Genomic DNA, 25,630 nt, shown 5'->3' with positions numbered 1-25,630 from the left:
AAAGGAAGGTTCCTGGCGCCTTACTTCTGCGCCTCGGCCATCACTAAAACGGCCGTTTCACTACCGGCGTTGCGTACCCGGAACCGCTGTCCGGATGGCAATTGGAACGCATCGCCACACTTTAAAGTGTAGCAGCGCAAACCCAGCGTCAACTCCAGATTCCCGGCCACCACCCAACCGGCGCGGGCCATCGTGAGCTGTTTGGGAGCATTGCCGGTATCACTGCCCGGCGCCAGCTCGCAGCGCTCAAGACACGGGGCGGTGCCACCCGGCACGGGTAGGCTCTCTATCGTGAGACCAATATCGGGCCGTTCTGTTCGCGCGGCTTTTCCAGCACGAACAATGGCTCCTTCGGGTGCGTTCAGGTCGAGCGCGAAGAACTGCGCCAGAGAAATGGGAATGGCTTCCAGCAAACGGGCCAGTAAACCCACGGAGGGGCTTACCTGGCCTTGCTCAATCAGGGAAATATTACTGTTGGTGGCGTTGGCACGTCTGGCCAACTCGCGTTGCGAGAGGCCATTTAATTCACGCACTTGTCGAAGGCGTCGACCGACTTCAAGCGCTTCAAGGTCGCCCGAGACCTCCTCGTCGCGACCGTCTTGGAGTGGTGGTGAATCGCTACGGGACATGACCGCCATCAGCGCCCCAACAGCCGCTCCTGATCGGCAGTGGGCAGGTTTTCCACCACCCGTTCATACGAGTGGTTAATTAATTCCAGCACCAGTTCCTCGGGTACGCTGCCGTCGAGCACCACGGTGTTCCAGTGAACCTTGTTCATACGGTGACCTGGCTGAATGGCCGGGTAGCTATCCCGCAACTCTTGCGCGCGGTTGGGCTCACACTTCAAGTTGATGTACGGTACGCCATCTTCCCCTTCCGCCAGGGTGGCAAACAACTTGTGACACACTTTGAAAGACTTGACTTCAGACCCCTGAGCTTGCAGCTCTACAGCTTCGGGTTTCGCCAATATGCTGGCCTTAGCACTTTCGTAATCCATTGACTTTGCCTCACAAACGATAGTCGGTTAACTTTACACGGTTGATAGTTTAACAGCTTAGAACGAAGTGCGGCGATAGTTGCGGTACTCCGGTTCCCAAAAATTACGCTCAATACGCTCTTCCACAACTTCCTCTGGTGCCGGAGTCGCTACCGCATCCTCCATAGCTTGCCGATAAACGGCGCGGGCAATCACTTTGCTCACCGCACGGATATCACGCAACGGCGGCAGCAAGGCGCCCTCTCCCGTCTTCACCATCGGTGAGCATTCGGCCAACGCGCGGCTGGCGGCCACCATCATATTGTCGGTAATCCGTTCCGCCCCCGACGCCACGACTCCCAGGCCAACCCCCGGAAATATGTAGCTGTTGTTGCACTGCGCAATGTCATGTCGCCGCCCGGCAATCTCCACTGGCTTGAACGGGCTGCCGGTGGCCACGATGGCCTGCCCTCCAGTCCAACGCAAGATGTCCACCGGCTGTGCCTCCACCTGTGATGTGGGGTTGGATAACGGCAACACCACGGGCCTGTCACAATGTTGATGCATCGCTTCAATGACCGCTTTAGTGAACAGCCCCGGTTGCCCGGACACGCCAACCAGCACCGACGGGCGGGCATTATTCACAACATCCAGTAATCCAATTTGCCCTTCAACACGACTGTGACCCAATGTCCAGCGTGCCAGTTCAGAGGAAGTGGCACAAAGAGGCTTCTGGAAAGAACGAACGTTCTCGGAACCCTCGTGCAGCAAGCCGGAGCGGTTCAGCATAAAAATACGTCGCCTGGCCTCCGACTCAGTCAAACCTTCCTGCATCATCAACACGATGACCTGTTCAGCGATGCCGCAACCCGCTGAACCTGCGCCGGCGAAGACAAAGGTTTGCTCGGACAGCGACTCCTGCTTGGCTTTGCATGCGGCCAGCAAAGTCCCTACGGTGACCGACGCTGTCCCTTGTATGTCATCGTTAAAACAGCACACTTTATTTCGATAGCGTTCCAGCAAAGGCGTCGCATTCCCTTGGGCGAAGTCCTCGAACTGAATCAGCGCCTCCGGCCACCGTACCTGCACCGCCTGGATAAACTGCTCGACAAATTCATGATACGCCTCACCGGATATCCGTTCATGCCGCCACCCCATATACATGGGATCATTGATCAAGGCCGCATTGTTACAGCCGACATCCAGGACAATGGGCAATGTGTAAGCGGGGCTGATGCCGCCGCAGGCGGTGTAGAGCGCCAGTTTTCCAATCGGAATCCCCATGCCCCCAATACCCTGATCACCCAATCCCAATATACGTTCACCATCGGTGACAACGATCACTTTGACTTTTTGTTTAGTCGCGTTTTGTAACATATCATCCAGACGCTCACGGTCCGGATAGGAGATAAACAACCCACGCTTGCGACGGTAAATTTTTGAAAATTGTTGACAGGCAACACCCACCGTTGGCGTATAGATCAGCGGCATCACTTCTTCAAGATGATCCACCACCAGCCGGTAGTACAGCGTCTCGTTGGTGTCCTGGATGTTGCGCAGGTAGATATGCTTGTCAATATCCGACTGGAAGGAGCACAATTGGTCATAGGCCCGCGCCTCCTGTTCCTCAATCGTCTCAATGTTGTACGGGAGCAGGCCTTCAAGATTGAACTGCTGACGCTCCTGCGTAGAAAAGGCGCTGCCTTTATTGAGTAACGGAGCCTCCAGCAGTGCCGGGCCGGCGAAAGGAATGTATATGGGGCGTTTGCTCACTGGGTCACCTGCTCCGTAAACCGTCACTGTAAAAATGGTAAGAATGCCGAGGACATTTTATGGTAAATGCGAAGAATGTTAACACAGCCCGCACCTTGCTGTGGGGCGCAGCCCTCTCACTGATCATCGGCTGCCAGGCGGCACCCAAAGACGCCGACAATGCCAATCCGTCCAAGGTACCCGAAAACCTGACAGCGTGTCCGGATCAACAGGCCGAAGTGTGTACCCAACAGTACGATCCAGTGTGTGGCTACCTGCAGCCGAGCCCGCGCGATGATGGACAATCGTCCAGTCAGGAATGGGCCACCAACAGCGGGCAAGGCACCGGACAGTGGCGCACGTTTGGCAATGCCTGCAGTGCCTGTACGCAGGAACAGGTGATGGGCTACCAAAAAGGAAGTTGCGAAGAGGGTCGCTGACGTTATCACTTAATCCTGGCGAAGCAGGTTTTCGGCCACCCGTACCAGATTGTCGTTCGCTTGCCGCTGGGCCCGGGCGCAGTGGGCTTTGAGAACGGAGACTTTCCAGCGTGATAAAAAACCGCTCACGCCGAACACCTGCATACGCGATTGAACCAGAGTGCTGCCTGAGTCGTCCTCGAAGGTGAGCGTCATACGCGAGCGATTCCATGGCATGGGAGACGCTGCCACAGAGAGCGGTTGTTCGTCGTCAAGCGCGGTGTACTGATAATCGTAGACCAGTTGTTCTGGTCGGCTCGCGTCAATGATATCCAGGCGTGTTTTATAGTGGTAATCGTTGTCAGGCAGCGAAATCCAATAGCGGTTTCCTGCCATCTCGCTATCCCGTTTCGATGCTTCTCTTTCGGCACTGATCACAGCACCATGGAATTCTGGAAGCTGCGTCAGATAACGCGGAAAATCTGACATAAGATCGAAAACCGATTCCCTCGGGAAACGGACGCGGTAGCGGGTATCGAAGAAGGTGATGGCATCCACGGTGGACATGGCGAGAGCTATTGCCAACGCACGGCGGTGACCAGCGGCTGGCCATCGGCATCGGAAAGAGTCAGCTCCCCTTTCGCACTCAGCTCAGTCTCCACCGCTTGCGGCAAAACATCAAAAAGCTGTTGTTCCTGAACCATGACCTGCGGCTCACAAGCCATTTTCGTACTGCCCACCGCAGGCTCAATAAACAACTCCCCTTCGGTGAAGCGATACATACCAAAAAAGCGATTGCAGCCACCGTTGCCGGTCAGTCTGGGAGGCTCGGAAAATTCAATAAACGCCCTGCCCCCCGACTCCATGACAACCCCATCAACGGATTGTATCTGCCAGCGCCCTTGCAGTTCTCCCAGTGTCAACGGCTTCTGTCCGTCGTCGCTGTCCGACATTGAGGGCGACTGGCAGCCCACCAGCATCATTAAGCCAGCCGTGATCGCCAATACACTTATCCATTGAGAGCGGTTGGGCATAACGGTTCTCCTGCGGCGTGACTAACGACGAAATCCCGGTGGCAGTTGCCCACCGCCCGGCATACCACCGCCACCGCCGAGCATACCGCTCATGCCGCGCATCATTTTATTCATGCCGCCGCCCTTCATTTTTTTCATCATCTTGGACATCTGCTTGTATTGCTTGAGCAAGCGGTTCAGGTCCTGGATCTGTGTGCCAGAGCCTTGCGTAATACGGCGTTTACGCGAGCCAGTCAGGGAGTCTGGATTGCGACGTTCCCAGGGTGTCATGGAGTCAATAATAACCTCCATCACTTTAAACTGGCTGGTCATGTTACTTTGCTGCGCCATCTGAGACATTTGTCCCATGCCCGGCAGTTTTTCCATCATGGCACCCAGCCCGCCCATGCTCTGCATTTGCTGCAGCTGGTCGCGCAAATCTTCGAGATCAAAGCGCTGACCTTTGCTGACTTTCTTGACCAGTTTATCGGCCTTGGCTTTGTCAATTTTTTGTTCGGCCTGCTCAATCAGCGACATCAAGTCGCCCATGCCGAGAATGCGCGAGGCAATCCGATCCGGGTGGAACGGTTCGAGGGCGTCTACTTTTTCTCCAGTGCCCAGAAATTTGATGGGCTTTCCAGTGACCTCTCGTACCGACAATGCGGCGCCACCGCGCGCGTCACCATCCGCCTTGGTGAGAATCACACCGGTCAAGGGCAGCGCGTCGTTAAACGCTTTCGCCGTGTTCACCGCATCCTGACCAATCATGGCATCGATCACGAACAAGGTTTCCGCTGGTTCGACCGAGCTGTGCAGCGCCCGGATCTCATCCATCAGCGCTTCGTCCACGTGCAGGCGACCGGCGGTATCCACAATTACCACGTCGGCAAACTGGCGACGCGCCTGGGCAATCGCGGCCTCGGCAATGGCCACCGGTTTTTGGTCGGCCGAGGACGGGAAGAAATCGACTCCGACCTCAGTGGCGAGGGTCTCAAGTTGCTGAATGGCTGCCGGGCGATAAACGTCGGCACTGACGACCAGCACCTTTTTCTTTTCCCGGTCTTTCAGATACCGGGCCAGCTTGGCTACCGAAGTGGTTTTACCCGCCCCTTGCAGGCCGGCCATCAATATCACCGCCGGCGGTTTGACCGCCAGATCAAGCGATTCGTTAGCAGACCCCATGACGTCGACCAGCTCATTCTGAACAATTTTCAGGAACTGCTCACCGGGGTTCAGCGCCTTACTGATCTGTTGGCCTAATGCTTTGCTGCGCACTTGCGCAACGAAGGTCTTCACTACCGGCAGCGCCACGTCGGCCTCAAGCAGCGCCTTACGTACTTCGCGCAAGGTGTCCTTGATATTGTCTTCGGTCAGCCGGGCCTTGCCGGTTACCCGACGCAGGCTGTCGGAAAGACGATCACTCAGGGTATTAAACATGGGTACTCTCGAATGCGAATCCACGATAAACCGCGATTATACCCTTAAAGACGGGGTATGGGTCCACCCAGCCAGCCCCCGGCCATCAGGAGAATGGGAAGCCTTCCGCTTCTATTTGGGCGTACCTTATGACACACTGCACCAGACCGGACACGGATCGATGCCTGAGGATAATCCACCGTTATGACCACCCTCCTTTTGAACAGCCTGGCCGCCGCGCTCTACCTGTTGGCTGGTGCCTATCTGGCGTGGACAGTGCGCGTGGGGCAAGAGCCCAGGCGCCAGTACCTGTTCGCCGCTGTAGCGGTGGCACTGCTCGTGCATGGGCTGGGTGTCTTCAGCCAAGTGATGGTGGATAACACGGTAGAGCTCGGGTTTTTCCGGGTCTCCTCGTTGCTCTTCTGGGTCATTAACCTGATCGTTCTGGCCAGCAGCCTGCGTAAACCGTTACACAATCTGTTTATCCCGTTACTGCCCTTGTCCGCTGTGGGGGTTCTGGCCTCTCTGCTCGGTCAGGGTGCCGGACACCCCATCGTGCTCGACTACGCCCTGGCCAGCCATGTCCTGCTGTCTATCCTGGCCTACAGCCTGCTGACCATCGCCACCCTGCAAGCACTATTGCTGGCGTGGCAGAATCATCAGCTAAAACACCGTCACCCGACCGGACGCGTCCGCCTCCTGCCACCGCTGCAGACGATGGAAGCGTTGCTGTTTGAGCTGTTATGGGCCGGTCATATTGCTCTGACTCTGTCCATCCTGTCGGGATTTGTGTTTCTCGATGATCTTTTCGCCCAGCATCTGGTGCACAAAACCGTCTTTTCTCTGGCGGCCTGGGTCATCTACAGCGTACTACTCTGGGGGCGACATCAGCTCGGCTGGCGGGGCTATACCGCTATTCGCTGGACGCTGGGCGGTTTTGTCCTGTTAATGCTGGCCTACTTCGGCAGCAAACTGGTGCTTGAACTGATTCTGGATCGCTATTGATTCCCTTGGGATTCTGCTTCAAGATAGCGAGCCTCGTAGCAACTTGGGCTTGACCCGCCTTGAATGAAGCTCCGCTAGAAATCTTGTTTGCTATTCTGATCGGCCTGCTGGTGATGTCCGCGTTCTTTTCGAGCTCGGAAACCGGCATGATGTCCCTCAACCGGTATCGTCTGAAACACCTCACGAAGAAAGGTCACCCTGGCGCTCTACGGGTAGCGTCCCTGTTGCGCCATCCGGATCGGCTGATAGGGCTGATTCTGATCGGTAATAATCTGGTTAATATTTTTGCAACGGCCATCGCGACTATTATTGCCATGCGTCTCTACGGCGACGCGGGTGTCGCCGTGGGCAGCCTGCTGTTAACCCTGGTAATTCTCATATTCGCGGAAGTTACGCCCAAAACCATCGCCGCACTGCACCCCGAGAGAATCTCGTTTTTTGCCAGTTGGGTGCTCAAACCTCTATCGGTGCTGTTGGCGCCAGCGGTTTATCTAGTAAATGGCATCTCCAACAATATTGCCCGGCTATTTGGTCTTCACGGCGCCCACGGTGCCATGGAACACCTGAACCCTGAAGAGCTGAGAACCGTAGTCGACGAGGCTGGCGACTTGATCCCCGACCAACATCAGGGAATGCTGCTCAACATTCTGGATCTGGAAAAATCCACGGTCGAAGACATTATGATCCCTCGCAACGAGGTGGAAGGCCTGGACATCACCCGCCCGGTGCCGGAGTTACTCGAATGCATCCGCACCAGCGAGTACACCCGCCTGCCTCTGTACGAAGGTGACATCAATAATGTGCTGGGTATTCTGCACCTGCGCAATGCCGCCCGCTTCATTCGCGGGACGGATGACAGCATTACCCTTGAGCGGATTCGGGAGTACGCGGACGAGACCTATTTCGTGCCCGAAGCGACCCCACTGCATACCCAGCTGCTGAATTTCCAGCAACACAAAAGCCGCATGGCGCTGGTCGTGGATGAGTACGGGGAGGTCCAGGGGCTGGTCACACTGGAGGATCTCCTGGAGGAAATTGTCGGCGATTTCACCACTAACTCCGCCGAAGAGTCCACGGACGACATTGTCCCTCAACCCGATGGAACCTATCTCATTGACGGTGGGACGTTCATTCGGGATATCAACCGCGGCCTGGATTGGGATTTGCCACAAGACGGCCCCAAAACGTTGAACGGACTCGCCATGGAGTATCTGGAAAGCATTCCAGACGCCCACATTGGTTTCGCCCTCGATGGCTACCGCTTAGAGACAACCGAGTTGACCGATAAGATGATTGCCTGGATGAGAGTCGAGCGCGTGCCGCGTTCCGGGGACGATGACTGACGGTCAGCGCCGTAAACGGGACAACACATAGCCGAGCAGGGCTGCCACGAGGATCAAAACAATCAACAACCCCCCTGCCACCAGTAGCTTACCGCCAAGATCCTGCCAGCGAACACCCCAACCGTAGACCGCCAGCGCCAGGAATGCTCCGCAAGCCAGAATGCTTACCCAAAGTGTTCGATAACGGCGATAGGCTCTACGAAACGACATGGAACATACCTCTACACATCTCTGTCAGGGTCACAGACCAACCCCAACACGAACGGTTCATTCTCGGCGCCATTGGGTGCCCGCAGGAGAATCGAGCAGCACAATGCCTTGTGCGGCGAGCTGATCACGAATCGCATCAGCGCGCGCAAAATCGCGCTGCTTCTTGGCTTCCGCACGCTCGGCAATCAGCCCTTCCACCGTTTCGGCATTGATGGCATCACGGCCACCGGCTTGCAAAAACGTATCGGGAGACTCCTGCAATAACCCAAGAATATGGCCCATCGCTTTCAACTGAGCGGACAGCGTTTGCGCCTTGCTCACATCCGTTTCGCTGTTGAGGTCCCGAACCAGGTCGTATAACACGGCCAGCGCCACTCGCGTATTGAAGTCGTCATTCATCGCGGCCACAAAATCGCGATAATAACGGCTCTCCGCCATGGTCTCCAAAGGAGCAGGTGTCACGGCTTCATAGCCTTTCAAGGCACCGTAAAAACGCTCAAGTCCGTTTCTGGCTTCAATCAAGCTGTCTTCGGAATAATTGATCGGGCTGCGATAGTGGCTGCCGATCAACAGGTAGCGAACGACCTCAGGATGGTATTGCTCCAATACATCGCGAATAGTGAAGAAATTGCCGAGCGATTTCGACATTTTTTCACCATCTACTCGTAACGCTCCGGCGTGAATCCAGTAGTTGACATACTGGCAACCATTGGCCGCTTCGCTTTGTGCGATTTCGTTTTCATGGTGCGGGAACGGCAGATCCGGGCCGCCACCGTGAATATCAAAGTGCGCTCCCAGACAATGTTTGCTCATCGCCGAGCATTCGATGTGCCACCCTGGACGCCCCCGTCCCCACGGCGATTCCCACCCCACATCATCGCTCTCGGCATGCTTCCACAAGGCAAAATCTCTGGGGTCTTCTTTTGCTTCGTCGACTTCAATGCGGGCGCCGGCCAACAGCTCCTCGGGATTGCGATTGCTCAACCTTCCATACGGCTCGAACCGGCTGACCCGGTAATACACATCACCATTACTGGCCGGGTACGCATAGCCCTTATCCACCAGAGCCTGCACCATATCCACGATATCACTGATATGAGCCGTGGCACGTGGCTCAATATCGGGCGGCACAATACCGAGGCGCGCTTCATCTTCATGAGCAGCATCAATAAAGCGGTGCGTCAGCTGATGGTATTCCTCGCCATTTTCTTCGGCGCGGCGGAGAATCTTGTCGTCGATGTCCGTCAGGTTGCGAACATACGTCAAATCCCAACCCTGGCTGCGCAGGAAACGGGCAATCACATCAAAGGCGACCAGTACCCGGCCGTGCCCCAAATGACAGTAGTCGTATACGGTCACTCCGCACACATACATGGAAATCCTGCCGGGATGAATCGGCTTGAAGGTTTCTTTTTGTCGAGTCAGGGTATTGTATATCTGCAACGTCATAGTCGATTACTGATTCTGAATTTTGGCCCAGGTGTCACGCAACTCAATGGTGCGATTGAAAACCGGCTTTTCCAGTGTTGAATAGCGACTGTCCAGGCAAAAATAACCAGAACGTTCAAACTGGAAATGATCTCCGACGCGAGCGTTTGCCAGACTGATCTCTGCTTTGCAATTATTAAGGACCCTCAGACTTTCCGGGTTAATCGCTTGCAGAAAGTCCTTACCACCGCTGTCGGGAGAGGGATCATTGAACAGACGGTCATACTGGCGCACCTCGCAGCTGAGGTGGTGCGTCGCAGACACCCAATGGATGACGCCTTTGGGTTTGACTCCGTCGGCCGGATCGTTACCCAGCGTACCTTCAATCACCCGGGCGCGCACTTCGATAACCTCCCCCTGCTCGTTCTTGATCGCTTCATCCGCTTCGATGACATAGGCGTTGCGTAAGCGAACGCGCTTACCGAGCACCAGTCGCTTGTATTTTTTGTTGGCCTCTTCGCGGAAGTCCTCGCGCTCAATAAACAGCGTTTGGGTAAATGGCAAGACACGCTCGTTGAAATCATCACGGTTCGGGTGCCCCGGCGCACGCATCTCCTCGGTTCGGTCGGCCTCGTAATTCGTCAAGGTGACTTTCAACGGGTCCAACACACACATTGCGCGCGGTGCATTCTTGTCCAGATGATCGCGCACCGCATATTCGAGCATGCCCACATCAACGACGCTGTCAGAACGTGTCACACCAATAGCCGTGCAGAAATTACGCAGCGCTTCGGGTGGATAGCCCCGACGGCGCATGCCGGAGATAGTGGGCATTCTCGGGTCATCCCAACCGTCCACATGCTCCTCGTCCACCAGTTGCCGCAATTTGCGCTTGCTGGTAACGGTATAGTTGATATTAAGCCGGGCAAACTCGTACTGCCTGGGGGCGGTCGGCACCGGCAGGTTTTCAATAAACCAGTTGTACAGCGGGCGATGATCTTCAAATTCCAGCGTACAAATGGAGTGCGTCACGCCCTCGAGGGCATCACTTTGCCCGTGAGCAAAATCGTAGGAGGGATAAATACTCCAGATATCACCCGTGTGGTGATGATGCGCTTTTTTAATGCGATAGATAATGGGGTCGCGCAGATTGATGTTCGGCGCCGCCATATCAATCTTGGCGCGCAACGCACAGCTGCCCTCGTCAAACTCTCCCAGACGCATTTTCTCGAACAGAGTAAGGTTTTCTTCAACGGAGCGGTCGCGGTATGGGCTGTCACGGCCAGGCTCGGTGAGTGTGCCTCGATACTCCCGGGCCTCATCCGGACTCAAATCGCACACATACGCTTTTCCCTCGCGGATCAGATGAAGCGCCCACTTGTGCAATTGCTCAAAGTAGTCAGAGGTGTAACGAACGTCGCCAGCCCACTGGAAGCCAAGCCACTGAACATCCGCTTTGATAGCGTTGACGTACTCTTCGCTCTCTTTTTCCGGGTTGGTGTCATCAAAGCGCAAATGACAGTCGCCACCAAATTCGGCGGCCATACCGAAATTCAGGCAAATAGACTTGGCATGGCCAATGTGCAAATAGCCATTCGGCTCGGGCGGAAAACGCGTGACCACCTTCGCAGTTTGACCGGACTCAAGGTCTTTGCGAATAATCTGCTGGATAAAGTGTTGCGGCTTTTCGGATGGCGTGTCCGGATTGCCCCGGCCCCCGGCGGAGGACTGATCACTCATAGGATTCGCTTTCCCTTTAACTCTGTGGAATAGGGTAATTCAGTGAAATACGGCCATAGCAGACGGTACATTTCGCGCCATTTGCGACCAAGCCAACCATTGTAACCATTCACCCTGCCTTTTCCTAGGCACCATTGAGACAAGGGACACAAGAACAATAACGTCATTCAACGAGCGGGGGGTGCCCCTAAAGGTGGTGAAGAACGGTAGTCCTCCCGGCGTTGCAGCTGGTACTCCCGGACGGCTCGATTGTGTGCATCAAGATCGTCGGAGAAGACATGGGTGCCATCGCCTCGCGCCACAAAGTAGAGCGATGTGCCGGGCGCCGGATCCACCGCGGCCGCCAGTGCTTCTCGACCCGGTAACGCAATGGGTGTGGGCGGCAGTCCGGCTATTGTGTAGGTGTTGTACGCGGTGGGTGCGCGCAAATCCTGACGGGTAATTCGTCCCTGATAGCGATCTCCCATTCCGTAGATGACGGTAGGATCGGTTTGCAGCCGCATGCCGCGCTGCAGACGGCGCACGAAAACTCCGGCGATTTCGCGTCGCTCCCAGGGAGCGCCCGTTTCACGCTCAATCAATGAGGCCAGAATCAGGGCTTCGTACGGCGTTCCTATCGGCAGCGTATCAGAGCGCTCCGCCCAGACCGCGTCCAATGCCCTGCGCATCGCCTGGTGTGCGCGTCGCAAAATCTCTACGTCCGTGGTGCCACGCACATATCGATAGGTATCGGGGAAAAACCAGCCTTCCGGGTGATCGATATTCAGCGACAACCGTGTCAGCTGTTCCGATCGGGAGAGCCCTTTCAGCGTTGCTTCAATATCCTCCTGAGCGTGTAGCGCCTCAAGCGCCTGCTGGTAGGTCCACCCTTCAATCAGGGTGACACTGTGCAAGATGACGTTGCCTTCCGACAATTGCTCTATCAAGCCTACCGGGGTTAAACCGGAAACGAGTTGATACTCCCCTGCCCGCACCTGGGTTTGTTCGGTCAGCCGGGCATAGATCCTGAGCAGCACCGGATAGCGCAGCGCGCCAGAAGCACCCAGATCGTGAGCCACATGACTCAGGGATTCACCGCGAGCCAACTCGTAATGCAAGCCCTCTTGCGGGAGGTCCAGCGGCGTTTCGTGCAGCCAATACCAGCTGTACGCTGCCAGCGCTCCGGCCAACACCACGCCTAACGAGAATAACCGCACCAGAAACCGTTTCACTGCTTCTCCTTTTTACGTTTCAATCAGTTCACGCAACGCCGATTGAAGTTGCCGCGTATCCTCACCCACCTCGAAACGCTGCCCACCACTCAACCCGCTAACGGGCCATATTCCGAAGACACTATTGCACACAAACAGCTCACGCGCGCTTTTTACGTCGGCGATGGGGAGATCGCACGGCGTTATTGTTACGTTGCACGAAGGTGCTACAGCACTCAGGATCAAATCGCGCATAACACCGGCCACACCATTGCGTTTTAACAACGGTGTACACCAGCCCATCTTCGTGCGCACAAAAATGTTGCTGAGCGTACCTTCAATGGCGCAGTCACGAGCGTCACACAACAGCCCTTCCGGGTACTCGTCTCGCCACTCTGAGCGAGCCAGCACGTATTCCAGACGATTTAAATGCTTGTGCCCTGCCAGCGCCGGATTGTCCCCCAGGCGGTGCTGACATTCGAACAAGACGACACCATCCTGTCCTTTCTCCCACGACGGAGACGTCCCGCATCGTAATTGCCAGCAATAGGAAGGCACGGGGTCTGTGGGCGGTGCGTAGGCCTGCCCGCCTTCGCCCCGTGTCACAATTAACTTCAGCACACCGTCACCCGGTGTACCTTGATCTTCTTTCTCTCGCGCTTTCGAAAGAATCCTCGCCCGCTCTGTCTCCAGGCGGACCACATCCAGTGGGATGCCAAAGTGTCGGGCGCCTTTTTCCAGGCGCTGCCGATGTTTTTCCCAAAGAGGAATCTCACCCGCTCGCACGCGGCAAGTTTCGAATAACCCATCGCCATAAGCCAGCCCTCGGTCCAATACCGAGAGACCGCTATCGAACTGACCATTGGTCAATATAATCGGGGGCTTCTGCAACATGGCTGCAGTTTACCAGAGGCGGGAATAACAAAGCGCCGAGGTGAGTCACACCCCGGCGCCAGGTCTAAAAGCTGAAGTGTGTCCAAACCTTGCGGAAAATCAGAGAGCCATTGGTGCCACCAAAACCAAAGGAATTAGACAGCACCGCATCAATGGCTCGCTCCTGCGCTGTATGCGGCACCAAATTGATGTCGCATCCCTCATCCGGATTATCCAGATTGATGGTAGGCGGTGCCACTTGATCACGAATGGCCAGCACACTGAAAATGGCTTCTACCGCCCCGGCGGCACCCAACAAGTGCCCGATCATGGACTTGGTGGAGCTGACCGCCACTGTATCCACAGCGGAACCCATCACGCTTTTTACCGCGCGACATTCAGCCTTATCACCTGCCTGGGTAGAGGTGCCGTGGGCGTTAATATAATGGATAGCGTCGACGGGAATACCAGCATCGTTGACCGCGTTGCGCATCGACAGCGCAGCACCGGCACCATCTTCCGGCGGCGAGGTCATGTGATAAGCGTCCCCACTGACACCGAAACCGACAAGCTCTGCATAGATATTTGCACCACGCTGCCTGGCGTGCTCATACTCTTCAAGCACCATCACCCCGGCACCGTCGCCGAGTACAAAGCCATCGCGGTCGCGATCCCAGGGGCGGCTGGCGGACGTTGGATCGTCGTTGCGAGTAGACAGTGCGCGAGCTGCTGCAAAACCGCCGAGACCTACCGGCGTGGTCGCCATTTCCGCACCGCCAGCCAGCATGACATCGGTCTCACCGTACATAATACTGCGCGCCGCATAGCCGATACTGTGTGTCCCCGTTGTACACGCCGTGGTAATCGCGATGTTCGGGCCGCGCAGCCCATACATGATCGACAGGTTGCCCGCGATCATGTTGATAATCGCTCCCGGAACAAAAAAAGGAGAAATTCGTCGAGGGCCCTTGTGCTCAATCATCAAGGCACCGTCTTCCACGGAGCCAATGCCGCCGATGCCAGAGCCAATGGAAACCCCCATTCTATGGCTGTTGGCTTCTGTCACTTCCAGGCCGGCATCGCGCATGGCCTGGATACCTGCCACCATACCGAACTGGATGAAGGGATCCATTTTGCGAGCATCTTTGGCGGGATAGTAACCCTCTACGGAAAAGTCCTTAACCGAGGCACTGAAACGGGTCGTAAATGCAGAGGTATCAAAAGCCGTAATATCGGCCACCCCGCTTACGCCATTGACAATTCCCCGCCAGGTATCTTCCACCGTATTGCCCAGCGGACTCACCATACCCAATCCGGTAACGACGACTCTTTTACGCGACACCTTGTACATTCTCCAGCCGATAAACAACCGCAGGACCCTGGCAACAACGGAGCGTTCCGCATGCTGCCCGGATCCCACGGTCAAGTGCCATTGCCAACGCCTGTGACGTCAGCAATCCAAAGAAAAAGCCGTACTATTTCACAATAATACGGCTTTTCGGAAGACGGTAATCAACCAGCTTGAAGATTACGCCAAGTTGGCATTGATGTAATCGATTGCCAGCTGCACAGTGGTGATTTTTTCCGCTTCTTCGTCAGGAATTTCAGTTTCGAATTCCTCTTCCAGGGCCATCACCAGCTCGACGGTGTCGAGAGAGTCGGCGCCCAGATCTTCAACGAAGGAAGCTTCATTTTTAACTTCTTCTTCTTTTACACCCAGTTGCTCGGCAACAATTTTTTTAACCCGTTCTTCAATGCTGCTCATGATGTTATCTAACTCCTAGTAGGTAGTATCGATGAAGCCGTAAACCCGGGCCTCTAAATAAAGGCAAAGTCCGAGGCGACTCCTTAGATTAAGCTACGGACAAAATCGACGCGCATTTTACATCGAATTGCCTCGGGTTGTAACGGATTGGACCAAATTTCTTTGTTTTTTAGAAAAACCATCATGAAAAACAAAGAGTTATGACCATCCATCACGCCATATACATGCCTCCGTTGACATGTATGGTCTCGCCACTGACATACGCACCAGCATCACTGGCCAAAAATGCGACCACAGAGGCGATTTCCTCGGGCTGGCCCAGCCGACCCAACGGAATTTTGCCAAGCAGTTGTTCACGCTGCTCTTCAGACAGGGCGCGGGTCATATCGGTATCGATGAAGCCCGGCGCCACAGTATTCACCGTAATACCCCGCGAGCCTACCTCAGCAGCCAGGGATCGTGCAAATCCGGCGACGCCGGCCTTGCTCGCCGCATAGTTCGACTGACCGGGATTTCCCATCGCACCAACCACCGAACTGACATTGATAATACGACCCCAGCGGGCCTTCATCATGCCGCGCAGCACGGCTTTACTCAAGCGGTAAACGGAACTGAGGTTGGTATTGATGACGTCGAGCCACTCCTCATCGCCCATTCTCATCAACAGGTTGTCTTTGGTGATACCGGCATTGTTCACCAAAATGGTGGGCACACCAAAGCGCTCCTTGACCGCAGCCAGGGTGCCGGCAATTGAATCAGCATCGGTAACGTTCAAGACCATGCCTTCACCGGCAATACCCGCGGCGCTCAACCGCTCGCTGATCGCATCAGCCCCTTTCTGACTGGTTGCGGTGCCCACCACCACAGCGCCAGCGGCTCCCAGCTGAGCCGCCACCGCAGCACCAATGCCACGGCTCGCGCCGGTGACCAGCGCCACCTTGCCTTCAAGATTGATCATGGGTTGTTATTCCCCTTTGGTTTGTTGCAGGGCCGCACGAAGATCCTCCGGCGACTCAATGGAAAGCGTAGTCAGTGACTTGTCGATACGTTTGTTCAGGCCCGAAAGCACCTTACCGGGACCACATTCGACCGTCGTATCGACACCACTCTCCACCAGTGCCTGAACGCCGCTTACCCACAGCACCGGGCTGTAAATTTGCTCGATCATCAAGCGTTTGATCGCTTCGGGATCGGTCTCGGTTTTGGCGTGCACATTGTGCACCACGGGAATTTCCGGCGCACGGAACTGAGTCTCAGCGATACGCGGCGCAAGACCGTCAGCAGCGGGCTGCATGAGACTGGTGTGGAAAGGGGCACTGACCGGGAGGGCCAGCGCCCGCTTGGCACCCGCCTCTTTACACAGCACCATGGCGCGCTCAACAGCAGAAGAACTGCCTGCGATGACGACCTGCCCCGGGGAGTTGAAATTCACGGGTGCCACCACCTCCCCTTCCGCCGCCTGCTCACACGCGGCAATAATCGCGGCGTCATCAAGCCCAATAATGGCTGCCATACCACCTTGCCCGGCCGGAACGGCTTCCTGCATCAGCTTTCCGCGCTGCTGCACCAGAGAAACCGCATCGGCGAAATCCACCACATTGGCGGCCACCAGCGCCGACCACTCGCCCAGGCTGTGGCCCGCCAGGCGCAACGGCAACATGCCGCTTTGAGAGCGCCAGACACGCCAGGTGGCCACACTGGCAGCCAGCAGCATCGGCTGCGTGCGCTCCGTCAGGTTGAGCTGCTCTTGCGGCCCTTCTTGCACTAGCTCCCACAGGTCGTAACCCAACACATCAGAGGCATCGGAAAACGTTTCCTTTACCAGACTGTACTCGCCAGCCAGCTCCGCCAGCATACCCACTTTCTGTGAGCCCTGACCGGGAAACACAAACGCCAGTTTGGATTCAGACATAGGTTCTACCCCTTTCTAACTATCGTATTCACAGCCCAAGCCGACGACGCTTATTTAAATGTCCCGCGTCAGCTCGGTTTTAATAAGTTCGACAACACCGTAACGGACCTGCTCCACCGCCACCTCCAGAGCGCGCGCAAATGCTGTTTCATCCGCACTGCCATGGCTTTTGATGACAGGCGAGCGAAGCCCCAGAAAAACGGCCCCGTTATAAGCGGAGGGGCTCAACTCTGTTCGCCAGCGTTTCAATAGTGGCGCCAGAAGCAAAGCCGCCACACGATAACGCCAGCGTGAACGCAGGCCGACCCGCAGCTTCTCTCCGATCAGGCGCGCCACCCCTTCACTGGCTTTTAGTGCCACATTACCGGCGAAGCCATCGCACACCACCACATCGACGCGACCCGAGTAAATATCATTACCTTCGATGTATCCCTGGTAGTTCATCCGAGAGTCAGCCCGCAACAATGCGTCTGCGGCGTGGATCACTTCGGGCCCCTTGGCTGCCTCAATACCGACATTCAACAGCGCTACGGTCGCCGCTCGACCGCTGTGCTGTTCAGCCAGCACAGCCCCCATCAGGGCGAATTGATGCAACTGGCTCGCGCTGCTTTCCATGTTGGCACCCAGATCCAACATATAAGTGCGAGCTTGTGTCACCGGCATCGATTTGCAGATGGCGGGACGCTGAATACCGGGAAGAGTCTTCAGCAGATAGCGTCCCATGGCCATCAGGGCGCCCGTATTGCCGGCACTGACACACGCCTCTGCCTCGCCATTGCGCACCAGATCCAGCGTCCGCCACATGGAAGTTTCACGTCCATGACGCAAGGCAGCCCTGGGATCATCACCCATGGCGACTCTGGCGGGAGCATGAACGAGGGATATAGAGGGCGGGAGAGCCGTGGGCAGCAACGACTCCAGTTCAGAGCGATCCCCCACGAGAATAAAGTGGACGCCGGCGATGCTGGGAACCAGCTGCAACACCGCCGAAATAGCAGTGCGGGGACCTAGGTCCCCGCTCATAGCGTCTACCGCTATACGAATCATTGCCGGATGGCTGCCAGTGTTAACGCCTGACAGACCCGTCGTTTACTCGTCGTTACCGGTGTCAACCACTTTGCGACCGCGGTAAAAACCATCGGCAGTCACGTGGTGACGCAAATGCTTCTCGCCGGTAGTCGGATCGACGGACAGTGCCGTTTTGCCGGTCAGCGCGTCGTGAGAGCGACGCATGCCACGTCTGGAACGGGTCTTACGGTTTTGTTGAACGGCCATGATAATCTCCTGTTGACAATACGACTGAAGCCGGGGCGCCTCACTTTTTCGGCGAGCCCTTGAGTTGCTTCAGAACCTGAAACGGATTTTCCGCCGGCTCGGGTTCCACCGGTTCACCACTGCTGAGGAGGTCCTCATCAATGCAGGGGTGGTCGTGAAACGCCACACTCGGCATACTTAATAACAGCTCTTCCTCCACCATGGGGAAAAGCTCCGTGTTGCCCTCTTCCGGCAGCAGCCAGGGGTCCATTGAGCGGGGCAGCTGCTTGGCGTCCATTTCTGTGCGCACCAGTGCCAGCCCGATATCGGCTTCCACCGGCAGCGTCACCGGCCCAAGACAGCGCTGACAAGTAAACACCAGATCGCCAGCGGCCGAGCCTTGAACCACCAGTTTGCCTTCCTCGCTGATCCCGAACATCAGATCAACACGAACTTGCCCTTCCTCTTCCAACACCAGATCCCGCACTCGCGGCAGCTGCGACACCGGCACATAACCCGCCAAATGCACACCCTGTTGCGCAAATTTGCGAGGGTCTCCCTGGCGCGGCAGGGGTTTGTCAAAGGGGGCTGAAAACATAAGCGCGCAATAATAGGGATAAGCCGGAGCCGTGTCAAAGAAAAAAGTGCGGAAAAGCCGCCAGGACGCGGCTTTCCGATAGAATAACCGGATATTTGCCCCAGGACGACGTGACTATGCCCGAGTTTATGCCTAAGCTGCTACTCGCCTCCAGTTCTCCCTACCGACGGGAATTGTTGACCCGACTGACTTCCGATTTCGACACAGCGTCTCCGGACGTGGATGAAACCCCTCTCAAGGGAGAGGCCCCCGAAGCTCTGGCCCGACGACTGTCCAAAGCCAAGGCACTGGCGCTCGCCCCAACGCACCCTCGCGAACTCCTGATTATCGGCTCAGATCAGGTGGCCAGCCTTGATGGCACCCCACTGGGTAAACCCGGCCACCATGAAAATGCCGTCGCGCAACTCAAAGCCGCCAGTGGTCGTCGGGTCGACTTTTACACTGGGCTCTGCCTGCACGACGCCCGCACAAACCGAACCTCCACCCGATGCGAGAGAATCAGGGTACATTTCCGGGAGCTGAGCAACGAGCAAATCGAACACTATTTGCAAAAAGAAACCCCGTACGATTGCGCCGGGTCATTCAAAATGGAAGGCTTGGGAATACGGTTGTTCACCGCATTTGAGGGGCGGGATCCCAATGCGCTGATCGGGCTGCCATTGATGGCACTGACCGATTTGTTACTGGCCGCCGGCGTGGACCCGCTCACACCTGAATAAGCCGCTCCCATGCCAGTAGCTCACCAAAACGATCCAGACACAAAGCAGGCGCATACGGGTGTAAACGATGAAGTTCATGCGCACCATAGCTGACCGCTATGCGATCCATACCGGCGCGCCGCCCCATTTCCATATCATATTCGGTGTCGCCGATCATTACCGCCTCGGAGGGCGACCCTCCCAAGACCTCGAGCAGTTGCTCAAGCATGAGTGGATGCGGCTTGGAAGCGGTTTCATCGGCACAGCGGGTGGCTTCAAAAAAACCCCGTAACTTCATGGCCTCCAGAACACGATCCAGCCCCGCCCGACTCTTGCTGGTCGCCACGGCCAACCGATGACCGTCATCACGCAAACGCGTCAGCCCCTCCATTACTTCCGGGAATAACTGCGGCGCCTTGATGCGGTCTTGCAACAGGTAGTTCTCCCGATACCGGTCGCGCACCTGTCGCCGCCCCTCATCATCGACAGCCGGAAACAGCATGGCGAGCGCCTCAGGCAAACCCAGTCCAATAATATTGTGCACCGCATGCTCTTCCGGAACCGCCCACCCGAGGTCCTGAGCGGATTGCTGCATGGCGCGGGTAATCAACGAGGTTGAATCACTGAGGGTGCCGTCCCAGTCAAAAATCAATAACACCGAAGTTCCTCTCCCAAACGGATCGCTTTCAACATAACCAATCGTACGCCTGGTAAGCCCCTGCCGTCCTTAGCACTTCAAGGCGTCCAGCACCGAACTCAGGTCATCCGGCAAAGGGGCTTTGACGCAAGTGGGTTCATTCGCGTCCGGCAAATAAAACCTCAGCTCGGCCGCATGCAGGAACAAACGCCTGACTCCCCGCTCCCGCCATTGCCGATTAGCCGCGTCATTACCATACTTTTCATCCCCGAGCAGACTGTGCCCGGTGGACTGGGCGTGCACCCGAATCTGGTGAGTTCGTCCAGTAATGAGGTTCGCCTCCATCAACGTCGCCCCATCGTAGCGCTCCAGAACCCGAAACAGCGTCAGGCTGGGCTTGCCCTCCGGATGCACCTTCACAATGCGCTCTCCATTAACCTCAAAGCGCATCAGCGGCACATCGACCTTATCCAGACCGGCGGGCCAGCGCCCTCCCACCAGGGAATGATAGATTTTGGTCACCCCACCCTTTCCTTTATCGCGCAGCGCCGACTGTAAATGGCGCAGCATGCTGCGTTTTTTTGCCACCATTAAACAGCCCGACGTGTCGCGATCAAGCCGGTGGACCAGCTCCAGGAAACGGGCTTCAGGCCGCATTTGCCGCAACACTTCAATCAAACCCAGACTAATACCGCTGCCGCCGTGCACAGCAAGCCCGGGCGGCTTGTTGATCACCAGCAGCCCGTCGCTTTCAAACAGGATGGCGCGGGCCAGCGTTTTTACTAACTGGTCACTGGGCTTATCCGGCGCGGGGCGCTCGCTGACACGCACTGGCGGAACCCGAACCTGATCGCCAGCCACCAAACGGTAATCAGGCTTCACCCGTCCTTTATTAACGCGCACTTCGCCTTTACGCAAAATATTGTAAATGCGGGACTTGGGCACCCCCTTCAGGCGCGCCATCAGGAAGTTGTCCACGCGCTGCCCGGCCTGGTCGGCGTCAATCGTCAACCACTGCACACGAGTCGGCGGCGCAGCAGCTTTATGGGAGGCGTGTGAGGGGGGTGGTCGATTCATGGCGCGCATGATAGCGCAAAGGGCGCATCGCCGCGAGATAAGGCCCGCTCGAATTTCCTGGAGTCCACCGACACTCTCTGATTGAAGCCCATTGCAATTACTGATATATTCCGGGCAGCTGGGACAGGCAGGTTTCCGGACAGGTATAGGATTCGAGACCTGTTGCGAGGAAATACCGCTGCCAGCGAAGGGCCACGCTAAGCCCGGAGGAGACGTTTTACCTCCCCGGTCGTGGCCAGTGAACTGACAAAACCGCACCACCGTATGACGCCAAAAGAGGCTTGCGGGGTGCCCCATGACCATCGCGCCGACCGCGTGATAGCCATTGTTGACACTGTACGTGTTTTGCGAGAACTCTGATTTCTACGCGTTGCCGGCAGGCCCGGCGGTAACCAAGGCCTGGGCAAAATGCCCCGCCGCCTGACAACCAGAACGGCGAGCCCCAGTGGCCCCGGTAACGCCAGATTCCACGCAGCGCCTGTGCTGCCTGAAGCCCAAAGCAGAAAAGAGTCTGCGGAAAATAGAGTCTTATGGAGCAGGATTGTATGAAGATCAAGGCGACATTCCACCCCCTTCGCCGACCGGTCACACGCCGGGCGGAGGCTGTGGCCACGCGTTCGCCCCTGCCCTCTCCCCGGTCTAGCGCCCTTATTACGTGCGCTGCCTGAGGTTGTAAACACAACAGCGTTAACCCTGGTTATTCCGTCGCCCCGGCGCCCGGACTAACATTAGGTAACGCATGAAAAGAATGCTGATTAACGCAACTCAACCCGAAGAGTTGCGCGTTGCTCTGGTCGACGGCCAGTGGCTGTACGACCTGGACATCGAAAACCGTAACCGGGAACAGAAAAAAGCCAACATCTACAAAGGCAAAATTACCCGCGTAGAACCCAGCCTGGAAGCCGCTTTCGTCGATTATGGCGCAGAGCGTCACGGTTTCCTCCCGCTCAAGGAAATCTCCCGCGAATACTTCACCAAATCCCCCAACGATGTTGAAGGCCGCCTCAAAATCAAAGAGGTCGTCAAAGAGGGAACCGAAGTTATTGTTCAGGTCGACAAGGAAGAGCGCGGCAATAAAGGTGCCGCTCTAACCACCTTCGTCAGCCTGGCGGGCCGCTACCTGGTCCTTATGCCCAACAACCCTCGCGCCGGCGGTATCTCCCGACGCATCGAAGGAGAAGATCGCGCGCAATTAAAAGAAGCGCTTTCCGGTGTCGAAATTCCGTCCGGCATGGGCATCATCATTCGCACTGCCGGGGTAGGCCGCAGCGCCGAAGAACTGCAATGGGACCTGAACTATCTGTTGCAGTTGTGGGAATCCATCGACAACGCTGCAAAGGCGGCCCCAGCGCCTAATTTCCTGTTTCAGGAAAGCAACGTCATTATTCGTGCCATTCGCGATTACCTGCGCCAGGACGTCGGCGAAGTCATCGTGGACAACAAGGAAGCCTACGATCTGGCGGGCGGCTTCATCCAGCAGGTCATGCCCAACTTTGGCAGCAAAGTGAAGCTGTATCAGGACGACATTCCACTGTTCAACCGCTACCAGATCGAAAGTCAGATCGAAACGGCCTTCCAGCGCGAAGTCAAACTGCCCTCGGGTGGCTCGATTGTGATTGACGTCACCGAAGCACTGGTCTCCATCGATATTAACTCGTCACGCGCCACCAAAGGCGGTGATATTGAAGAAACCGCTTTGCAAACCAACCTGGAAGCCGCCGACGAAATTGCCCGCCAGCTGCGCCTGCGCGATATGGGCGGCTTGATTGTTATCGACTTCATCGACATGCAGCCTGCCCGCAATCAACGCGAGGTGGAAAACCGCATGCGCGATGCACTCGAAATGGATCGCGCACGCGTTCAGGTAGGACGCATCTCCCGATTTGGTCTTCTGGAAATGTCTCGCCAGCGGCTGCGCCCCTCTCTCGGCGAGGTACACTCCAAAGTCTGCCCCCGCTGTAACGGTCAGGGAACCATTCGCGGCACTCGCTCACTGGCGCTTTCCATCCTGCGACTGGTGGAAGAAGAAGCACAAAAAGAACGTAGCGCCGAGATCCGTGCCATTGCACCGGTTTCCGTTGCCACGTATCTGCTGAACGAAAAACGCAAAACCATTTCCAATATCGAGCAACGCAATAGCACTCGGGTAGTCATCGTCCCCAATGCCGAAATGATGACCCCGCACTTCGAGGTTCAGCGGCTGCGAGACGATGACGAAGGCACACTGGAAACCAGCTACAAAATCGTCGCCACCGCCGATGAGCACCAGGAGGAAGAAACCGACGCTAATGCCAAACCGGCGCCACTGCCCCAACCGGCAGTTCAACCCACGGCTCCTGCTCAAGCAGCACCGACGCCCGCTAAAGCCAAACAACCCGGACTCTGGGAGCGTGTCGTTGCGCTGCTGGTTGGCCTGTTTAAAAGCGAAGAGAAAACGCCGAAAAAATCCTCCAACAAACGCAGCCAGGGCCACCAACGCAGTCGGCACGGACGTGGCAACACGCAAAACCGCCGTCGCGATGGTCGCGGACGCCGAGGCGGGCGTCGTGGTTCCGAGCGCGCCACCGATGTCGATGCAAAGTCCGACAAGCGTAACGACTCAGTCGGTGAGCGCGCCAACGACAAAAACCAGGGTAGCCATCAGGACAAAGACAAGAACAGCGAAGGCGGCAACCGTCGCTCACGGGGTGGTCGCAACCGTCGCGGCGGCGCCAACAAGCAGGAAAACAACCGCAACAACGCTGGTGACAAACCTCAAGAGCAGAACAACGAAAAAGCCGCTGACGCCTCCGCTTCGAATACTGACTCAAGCGACAGCACTCAGGAGAACCGCCCACCGAAGCGTCCTTCCAACCGTCGCCCCCGGTCCGGCCCGCGTCGTCGCAACCGCCGCGAACTGTCAGAGGAAGTTTTGGAAAAAACCTCTGAAGTAAAAGCGAATCAGGACACTGCTGAGGAAACCTCAACCCGCTCGCCAAAGGCGAATGACCGCACGCGCCCAGAGAACGTTCGCGAAAAAGCCGCTGAGAAACCGGTGGCTCAGGAAGCGACCGATACTAAAGGCACTCAAAAAACCGAGCGCTCTAGCACCGTCGCGTCCAGCAAGGTCGAGTCCGACAAGACCGACTCTGGCAACACTGGGTCCGAAAACACTGGACCCGAAAAGAAACGCAACGAGAAATCCTCCGAAGTTGCCAACGTGGAGCCGGCTTCCTCAGAGCGTGACGCCCCCATCCAGGCACCGCGTCGCACAGCCCAGGTCAGTCAGCGACAGGTCGGTGAGCCGCGCCCGGTATCAAGCGACAACAGCGCTGCCTACAGTCTCACCGCGACGGCCGTGCTTCGCGATGAAGAAACGCCCACCGAAAGCCGAGTGACTACCAGCGGCAATGGCTCTGTATCCGATAATACCGAGAACAAGCCCGCTCCCCAGGCCGTTGCCGAGAAGACTTTCCGCGACAACACCCCGTCGCCCTCTCACGGTGAGGAGTCCGATCAGGTAGCCGTTACGGCAAAAGACAAGAACATCTCATCCGAAGGTGACAGGAGCGTGCCAGAGAACGCCCCTGTGGAGCCCCAGACGCCTGAAATCGCCGAGGACTCTGAACCTGAAGAAGCACCAGAGACCACTACGACCCCGGCAACGCCTCAGCAGCCAACGACGGCCAACACATCTAGCGACGCCAGTGTCGTGAACGACAAAGGACAGACAAGGGCTGCCAATGACCCACGGCTGGCGCCTGCGCCGAAAACCCCAGCGGAGATTCAGACAGAGCGTCGGGCTATCACCCAACTTCAGGCGCTCGATACCCGACAGCCGCCCTCGGTGACCCATAATCCACGACCGCTACGTCGCCCCACCAACGACCCACGCAATCGTCAGCAGGCTCAGACGATGACGGAAAGTCCATCGGGCGAGTAAACGTCGAAGGCTAAAACAGCCATCCTGATAAAGGCCTCCTCACTGCCAGTGAGGGGGCCTTTTTTAACACCTAAGCCTGTGAATTCTATGAGTTTTTCAGACTCTCCCCTTGCTCCACACAAAAAGCTCTGTATAATCTGCCCCGTTCCGGAAGGGTGGCAGAGCGGTTGAATGCAGCGGTCTTGAAAACCGCCGTAGGTTAATAGCCTACCCAGGGTTCGAATCCCTGCCCTTCCGCCATTTAAAAACCTCCTGAAAACCTCAGGAGGTTTTTTTATGTCCGCTTGAAAAACAGGCTAAAGGCCCTGATATCCATCGTTGAACCCGCACCTTCTGCCGTGGTCAAACCCCTGGCAACAATACTTGGCAGGGTTCCGCCACCTCTGTATGATCTGAGACAGC

25 protein-coding genes and 1 tRNA gene are annotated in these 25,630 nt (G+C 56.6%); 6 read left to right on the top strand and 20 right to left on the bottom strand.

What is annotated here, in order from left to right:
* Positions 1 to 20 precede the first annotated feature (20 nt).
* Genes ACQCLF_RS11605 through ACQCLF_RS11595 form a run of 3 tightly spaced genes read right to left on the bottom strand, consistent with a single transcriptional unit; the run spans position 21 to position 2,749 of the window.
* Positions 21 to 629, bottom strand: coding sequence for a helix-turn-helix domain-containing protein (locus ACQCLF_RS11605; protein ID WP_426987420.1), 609 nt, complete (start codon positions 627 to 629; stop codon positions 21 to 23).
* An 8-nt stretch (positions 630 to 637) separates the two neighbouring features.
* Entirely contained in the window at positions 638 to 997 is a 360-nt protein-coding gene (locus ACQCLF_RS11600; protein ID WP_426987418.1) for an MmcQ/YjbR family DNA-binding protein, read from the bottom strand.
* A 57-nt stretch (positions 998 to 1,054) separates the two neighbouring features.
* Entirely contained in the window at positions 1,055 to 2,749 is a 1,695-nt protein-coding gene (locus ACQCLF_RS11595; protein ID WP_426987416.1) for an NAD-dependent malic enzyme, read from the bottom strand.
* Between the two features lie 59 nt (positions 2,750 to 2,808).
* On the opposite strand from ACQCLF_RS11595, the gene ACQCLF_RS11590 reads away from it, so the two are divergent.
* A complete protein-coding gene (locus ACQCLF_RS11590) occupies positions 2,809 to 3,168 on the top strand; it encodes a hypothetical protein (RefSeq protein WP_426987414.1) in 360 nt (119 codons plus the stop codon).
* Positions 3,169 to 3,177: 9 nt separating this feature from the next.
* Here ACQCLF_RS11590 and ACQCLF_RS11585 read toward each other — a convergent pair whose 3' ends face one another.
* From ACQCLF_RS11585 to ffh, 3 genes are read right to left on the bottom strand one after another with little or no spacing between them, the layout of a single operon-like run.
* The gene (locus ACQCLF_RS11585) at positions 3,178 to 3,714 is read right to left on the bottom strand and encodes a hypothetical protein (protein ID WP_426987412.1); all 537 of its coding nucleotides are present in this window, start codon (positions 3,712 to 3,714) and stop codon (positions 3,178 to 3,180) included.
* Positions 3,715 to 3,722: 8 nt separating this feature from the next.
* Complete coding sequence (locus tag ACQCLF_RS11580) at positions 3,723 to 4,181, bottom strand: META domain-containing protein (protein ID WP_426987410.1); 459 nt, start codon at positions 4,179 to 4,181, stop codon at positions 3,723 to 3,725.
* A gap of 21 nt (positions 4,182 to 4,202) precedes the next feature.
* A complete protein-coding gene (ffh, locus tag ACQCLF_RS11575; protein ID WP_426987408.1) occupies positions 4,203 to 5,597 on the bottom strand; it encodes a signal recognition particle protein in 1,395 nt (464 codons plus the stop codon).
* Positions 5,598 to 5,780: 183 nt separating this feature from the next.
* On the opposite strand from ffh, the gene ACQCLF_RS11570 reads away from it, so the two are divergent.
* Together ACQCLF_RS11570 and ACQCLF_RS11565 are read left to right on the top strand one after the other, a co-directional pair.
* Positions 5,781 to 6,581 carry a cytochrome C assembly family protein gene (locus tag ACQCLF_RS11570; RefSeq protein ID WP_426987406.1) on the top strand — a complete coding sequence of 267 codons (801 nt, stop codon included), beginning with the start codon at positions 5,781 to 5,783 and terminating at the stop codon, positions 6,579 to 6,581.
* Between the two features lie 59 nt (positions 6,582 to 6,640).
* A complete protein-coding gene (locus ACQCLF_RS11565; RefSeq protein WP_426987404.1) occupies positions 6,641 to 7,924 on the top strand; it encodes an HlyC/CorC family transporter in 1,284 nt (427 codons plus the stop codon).
* A gap of 3 nt (positions 7,925 to 7,927) precedes the next feature.
* On the opposite strand, the gene ACQCLF_RS11560 is transcribed toward ACQCLF_RS11565, so the two are convergent.
* The 12 genes from ACQCLF_RS11560 to ACQCLF_RS11505 all read right to left on the bottom strand — a co-directional run bounded on the left by ACQCLF_RS11560 (position 7,928) and on the right by ACQCLF_RS11505 (position 18,894).
* On the bottom strand, positions 7,928 to 8,134 hold the full coding sequence (locus tag ACQCLF_RS11560) for a hypothetical protein (protein WP_426987402.1): 207 nt from the start codon (positions 8,132 to 8,134) through the stop codon (positions 7,928 to 7,930).
* A 57-nt stretch (positions 8,135 to 8,191) separates the two neighbouring features.
* Positions 8,192 to 9,583: a cysteine--tRNA ligase gene (cysS, locus tag ACQCLF_RS11555; RefSeq protein WP_426987400.1), complete on the bottom strand. Its 1,392-nt coding sequence runs from the start codon at positions 9,581 to 9,583 to the stop codon at positions 8,192 to 8,194.
* A 6-nt stretch (positions 9,584 to 9,589) separates the two neighbouring features.
* Positions 9,590 to 11,302 carry a glutamine--tRNA ligase/YqeY domain fusion protein gene (locus tag ACQCLF_RS11550; RefSeq protein WP_426987398.1) on the bottom strand — a complete coding sequence of 571 codons (1,713 nt, stop codon included), beginning with the start codon at positions 11,300 to 11,302 and terminating at the stop codon, positions 9,590 to 9,592.
* 167 nt (positions 11,303 to 11,469) lie between these two features.
* Positions 11,470 to 12,513 carry an endolytic transglycosylase MltG gene (mltG, locus tag ACQCLF_RS11545; protein ID WP_426987396.1) on the bottom strand — a complete coding sequence of 348 codons (1,044 nt, stop codon included), beginning with the start codon at positions 12,511 to 12,513 and terminating at the stop codon, positions 11,470 to 11,472.
* 12 nt (positions 12,514 to 12,525) lie between these two features.
* Positions 12,526 to 13,386, bottom strand: a complete 861-nt coding sequence (pabC, locus tag ACQCLF_RS11540; protein WP_426987394.1) for an aminodeoxychorismate lyase — start codon at positions 13,384 to 13,386, stop codon at positions 12,526 to 12,528.
* Positions 13,387 to 13,450: 64 nt separating this feature from the next.
* The gene (fabF, locus tag ACQCLF_RS11535; protein WP_426987392.1) at positions 13,451 to 14,707 is read right to left on the bottom strand and encodes a beta-ketoacyl-ACP synthase II; all 1,257 of its coding nucleotides are present in this window, start codon (positions 14,705 to 14,707) and stop codon (positions 13,451 to 13,453) included.
* A gap of 186 nt (positions 14,708 to 14,893) precedes the next feature.
* A complete protein-coding gene (acpP, locus tag ACQCLF_RS11530; RefSeq protein ID WP_012487300.1) occupies positions 14,894 to 15,130 on the bottom strand; it encodes an acyl carrier protein in 237 nt (78 codons plus the stop codon).
* Positions 15,131 to 15,341: 211 nt separating this feature from the next.
* Positions 15,342 to 16,085 (bottom strand): 3-oxoacyl-ACP reductase FabG, encoded by a 744-nt coding sequence (gene fabG, locus ACQCLF_RS11525; protein WP_426987631.1) that lies wholly within the window; start codon positions 16,083 to 16,085, stop codon positions 15,342 to 15,344.
* Positions 16,086 to 16,094: 9 nt separating this feature from the next.
* Positions 16,095 to 17,042, bottom strand: coding sequence for an ACP S-malonyltransferase (gene fabD / locus ACQCLF_RS11520; RefSeq protein ID WP_426987389.1), 948 nt, complete (start codon positions 17,040 to 17,042; stop codon positions 16,095 to 16,097).
* Between the two features lie 54 nt (positions 17,043 to 17,096).
* The gene (plsX, locus tag ACQCLF_RS11515) at positions 17,097 to 18,089 is read right to left on the bottom strand and encodes a phosphate acyltransferase PlsX (RefSeq protein WP_426987387.1); all 993 of its coding nucleotides are present in this window, start codon (positions 18,087 to 18,089) and stop codon (positions 17,097 to 17,099) included.
* 42 nt (positions 18,090 to 18,131) lie between these two features.
* The gene (rpmF, locus tag ACQCLF_RS11510; RefSeq protein WP_426987385.1) at positions 18,132 to 18,317 is read right to left on the bottom strand and encodes a 50S ribosomal protein L32; all 186 of its coding nucleotides are present in this window, start codon (positions 18,315 to 18,317) and stop codon (positions 18,132 to 18,134) included.
* Positions 18,318 to 18,357: 40 nt separating this feature from the next.
* Positions 18,358 to 18,894 (bottom strand): YceD family protein, encoded by a 537-nt coding sequence (locus tag ACQCLF_RS11505; RefSeq protein ID WP_426987383.1) that lies wholly within the window; start codon positions 18,892 to 18,894, stop codon positions 18,358 to 18,360.
* A gap of 116 nt (positions 18,895 to 19,010) precedes the next feature.
* On the opposite strand from ACQCLF_RS11505, the gene ACQCLF_RS11500 reads away from it, so the two are divergent.
* Entirely contained in the window at positions 19,011 to 19,613 is a 603-nt protein-coding gene (locus ACQCLF_RS11500; protein ID WP_426987381.1) for a Maf family protein, read from the top strand.
* On the opposite strand, the gene ACQCLF_RS11495 is transcribed toward ACQCLF_RS11500, so the two are convergent.
* Both ACQCLF_RS11495 and rluC read right to left on the bottom strand, forming a co-directional pair.
* Positions 19,600 to 20,250 carry an HAD family hydrolase gene (locus ACQCLF_RS11495; protein ID WP_426987379.1) on the bottom strand — a complete coding sequence of 217 codons (651 nt, stop codon included), beginning with the start codon at positions 20,248 to 20,250 and terminating at the stop codon, positions 19,600 to 19,602. The two genes, ACQCLF_RS11500 and ACQCLF_RS11495, sit on opposite strands and share 14 nt — an antisense overlap.
* A gap of 69 nt (positions 20,251 to 20,319) precedes the next feature.
* Positions 20,320 to 21,306 carry a 23S rRNA pseudouridine(955/2504/2580) synthase RluC gene (gene rluC, locus ACQCLF_RS11490; protein ID WP_426987377.1) on the bottom strand — a complete coding sequence of 329 codons (987 nt, stop codon included), beginning with the start codon at positions 21,304 to 21,306 and terminating at the stop codon, positions 20,320 to 20,322.
* A 739-nt stretch (positions 21,307 to 22,045) separates the two neighbouring features.
* On the opposite strand from rluC, the gene rne reads away from it, so the two are divergent.
* Both rne and ACQCLF_RS11480 read left to right on the top strand, forming a co-directional pair.
* The gene (gene rne, locus ACQCLF_RS11485) at positions 22,046 to 25,228 is read left to right on the top strand and encodes a ribonuclease E (protein WP_426987375.1); all 3,183 of its coding nucleotides are present in this window, start codon (positions 22,046 to 22,048) and stop codon (positions 25,226 to 25,228) included.
* 149 nt (positions 25,229 to 25,377) lie between these two features.
* Positions 25,378 to 25,468, top strand: a tRNA-Ser gene (locus tag ACQCLF_RS11480).
* The last annotated feature ends 162 nt before the right edge of the window (positions 25,469 to 25,630 follow it).

Source organism: Marinimicrobium sp. ARAG 43.8 (assembly GCF_050113635.1).
Taxonomy (GTDB): domain Bacteria; phylum Pseudomonadota; class Gammaproteobacteria; order Pseudomonadales; family Cellvibrionaceae; genus Marinimicrobium.
Note: the sequence above shows the minus strand (reverse complement) of the source record. Positions and strands in the feature narration are given on the sequence as shown.

Excerpts from the sequence above, each read along its gene's own strand:
- ACQCLF_RS11605 (WP_426987420.1), bottom strand. The coding sequence starts at position 629 with ATGTCCCGTAGCGATTCACCACCACTCCAAGACGGTCGCGACGAGGAG.
- ACQCLF_RS11580 (WP_426987410.1), bottom strand. The coding sequence starts at position 4,181 with ATGCCCAACCGCTCTCAATGGATAAGTGTATTGGCGATCACGGCTGGC.
- ACQCLF_RS11560 (WP_426987402.1), bottom strand. The coding sequence starts at position 8,134 with ATGTCGTTTCGTAGAGCCTATCGCCGTTATCGAACACTTTGGGTAAGC.
- ACQCLF_RS11550 (WP_426987398.1), bottom strand. The coding sequence starts at position 11,302 with ATGAGTGATCAGTCCTCCGCCGGGGGCCGGGGCAATCCGGACACGCCA.
- rpmF (WP_426987385.1), bottom strand. The coding sequence starts at position 18,317 with ATGGCCGTTCAACAAAACCGTAAGACCCGTTCCAGACGTGGCATGCGT.
- ACQCLF_RS11600 (WP_426987418.1), bottom strand. The coding sequence starts at position 997 with ATGGATTACGAAAGTGCTAAGGCCAGCATATTGGCGAAACCCGAAGCT.
- fabD (WP_426987389.1), bottom strand. The coding sequence starts at position 17,042 with ATGTCTGAATCCAAACTGGCGTTTGTGTTTCCCGGTCAGGGCTCACAG.
- ACQCLF_RS11590 (WP_426987414.1), top strand. The coding sequence starts at position 2,809 with ATGGTAAATGCGAAGAATGTTAACACAGCCCGCACCTTGCTGTGGGGC.
- ACQCLF_RS11585 (WP_426987412.1), bottom strand. The coding sequence starts at position 3,714 with ATGTCCACCGTGGATGCCATCACCTTCTTCGATACCCGCTACCGCGTC.
- cysS (WP_426987400.1), bottom strand. The coding sequence starts at position 9,583 with ATGACGTTGCAGATATACAATACCCTGACTCGACAAAAAGAAACCTTC.
- ACQCLF_RS11500 (WP_426987381.1), top strand. The coding sequence starts at position 19,011 with ATGCCCGAGTTTATGCCTAAGCTGCTACTCGCCTCCAGTTCTCCCTAC.
- ACQCLF_RS11505 (WP_426987383.1), bottom strand. The coding sequence starts at position 18,894 with ATGTTTTCAGCCCCCTTTGACAAACCCCTGCCGCGCCAGGGAGACCCT.
- ACQCLF_RS11570 (WP_426987406.1), top strand. The coding sequence starts at position 5,781 with ATGACCACCCTCCTTTTGAACAGCCTGGCCGCCGCGCTCTACCTGTTG.
- ffh (WP_426987408.1), bottom strand. The coding sequence starts at position 5,597 with ATGTTTAATACCCTGAGTGATCGTCTTTCCGACAGCCTGCGTCGGGTA.
- rluC (WP_426987377.1), bottom strand. The coding sequence starts at position 21,306 with ATGAATCGACCACCCCCCTCACACGCCTCCCATAAAGCTGCTGCGCCG.
- acpP (WP_012487300.1), bottom strand. The coding sequence starts at position 15,130 with ATGAGCAGCATTGAAGAACGGGTTAAAAAAATTGTTGCCGAGCAACTG.
- pabC (WP_426987394.1), bottom strand. The coding sequence starts at position 13,386 with ATGTTGCAGAAGCCCCCGATTATATTGACCAATGGTCAGTTCGATAGC.
- rne (WP_426987375.1), top strand. The coding sequence starts at position 22,046 with ATGAAAAGAATGCTGATTAACGCAACTCAACCCGAAGAGTTGCGCGTT.
- plsX (WP_426987387.1), bottom strand. The coding sequence starts at position 18,089 with ATGATTCGTATAGCGGTAGACGCTATGAGCGGGGACCTAGGTCCCCGC.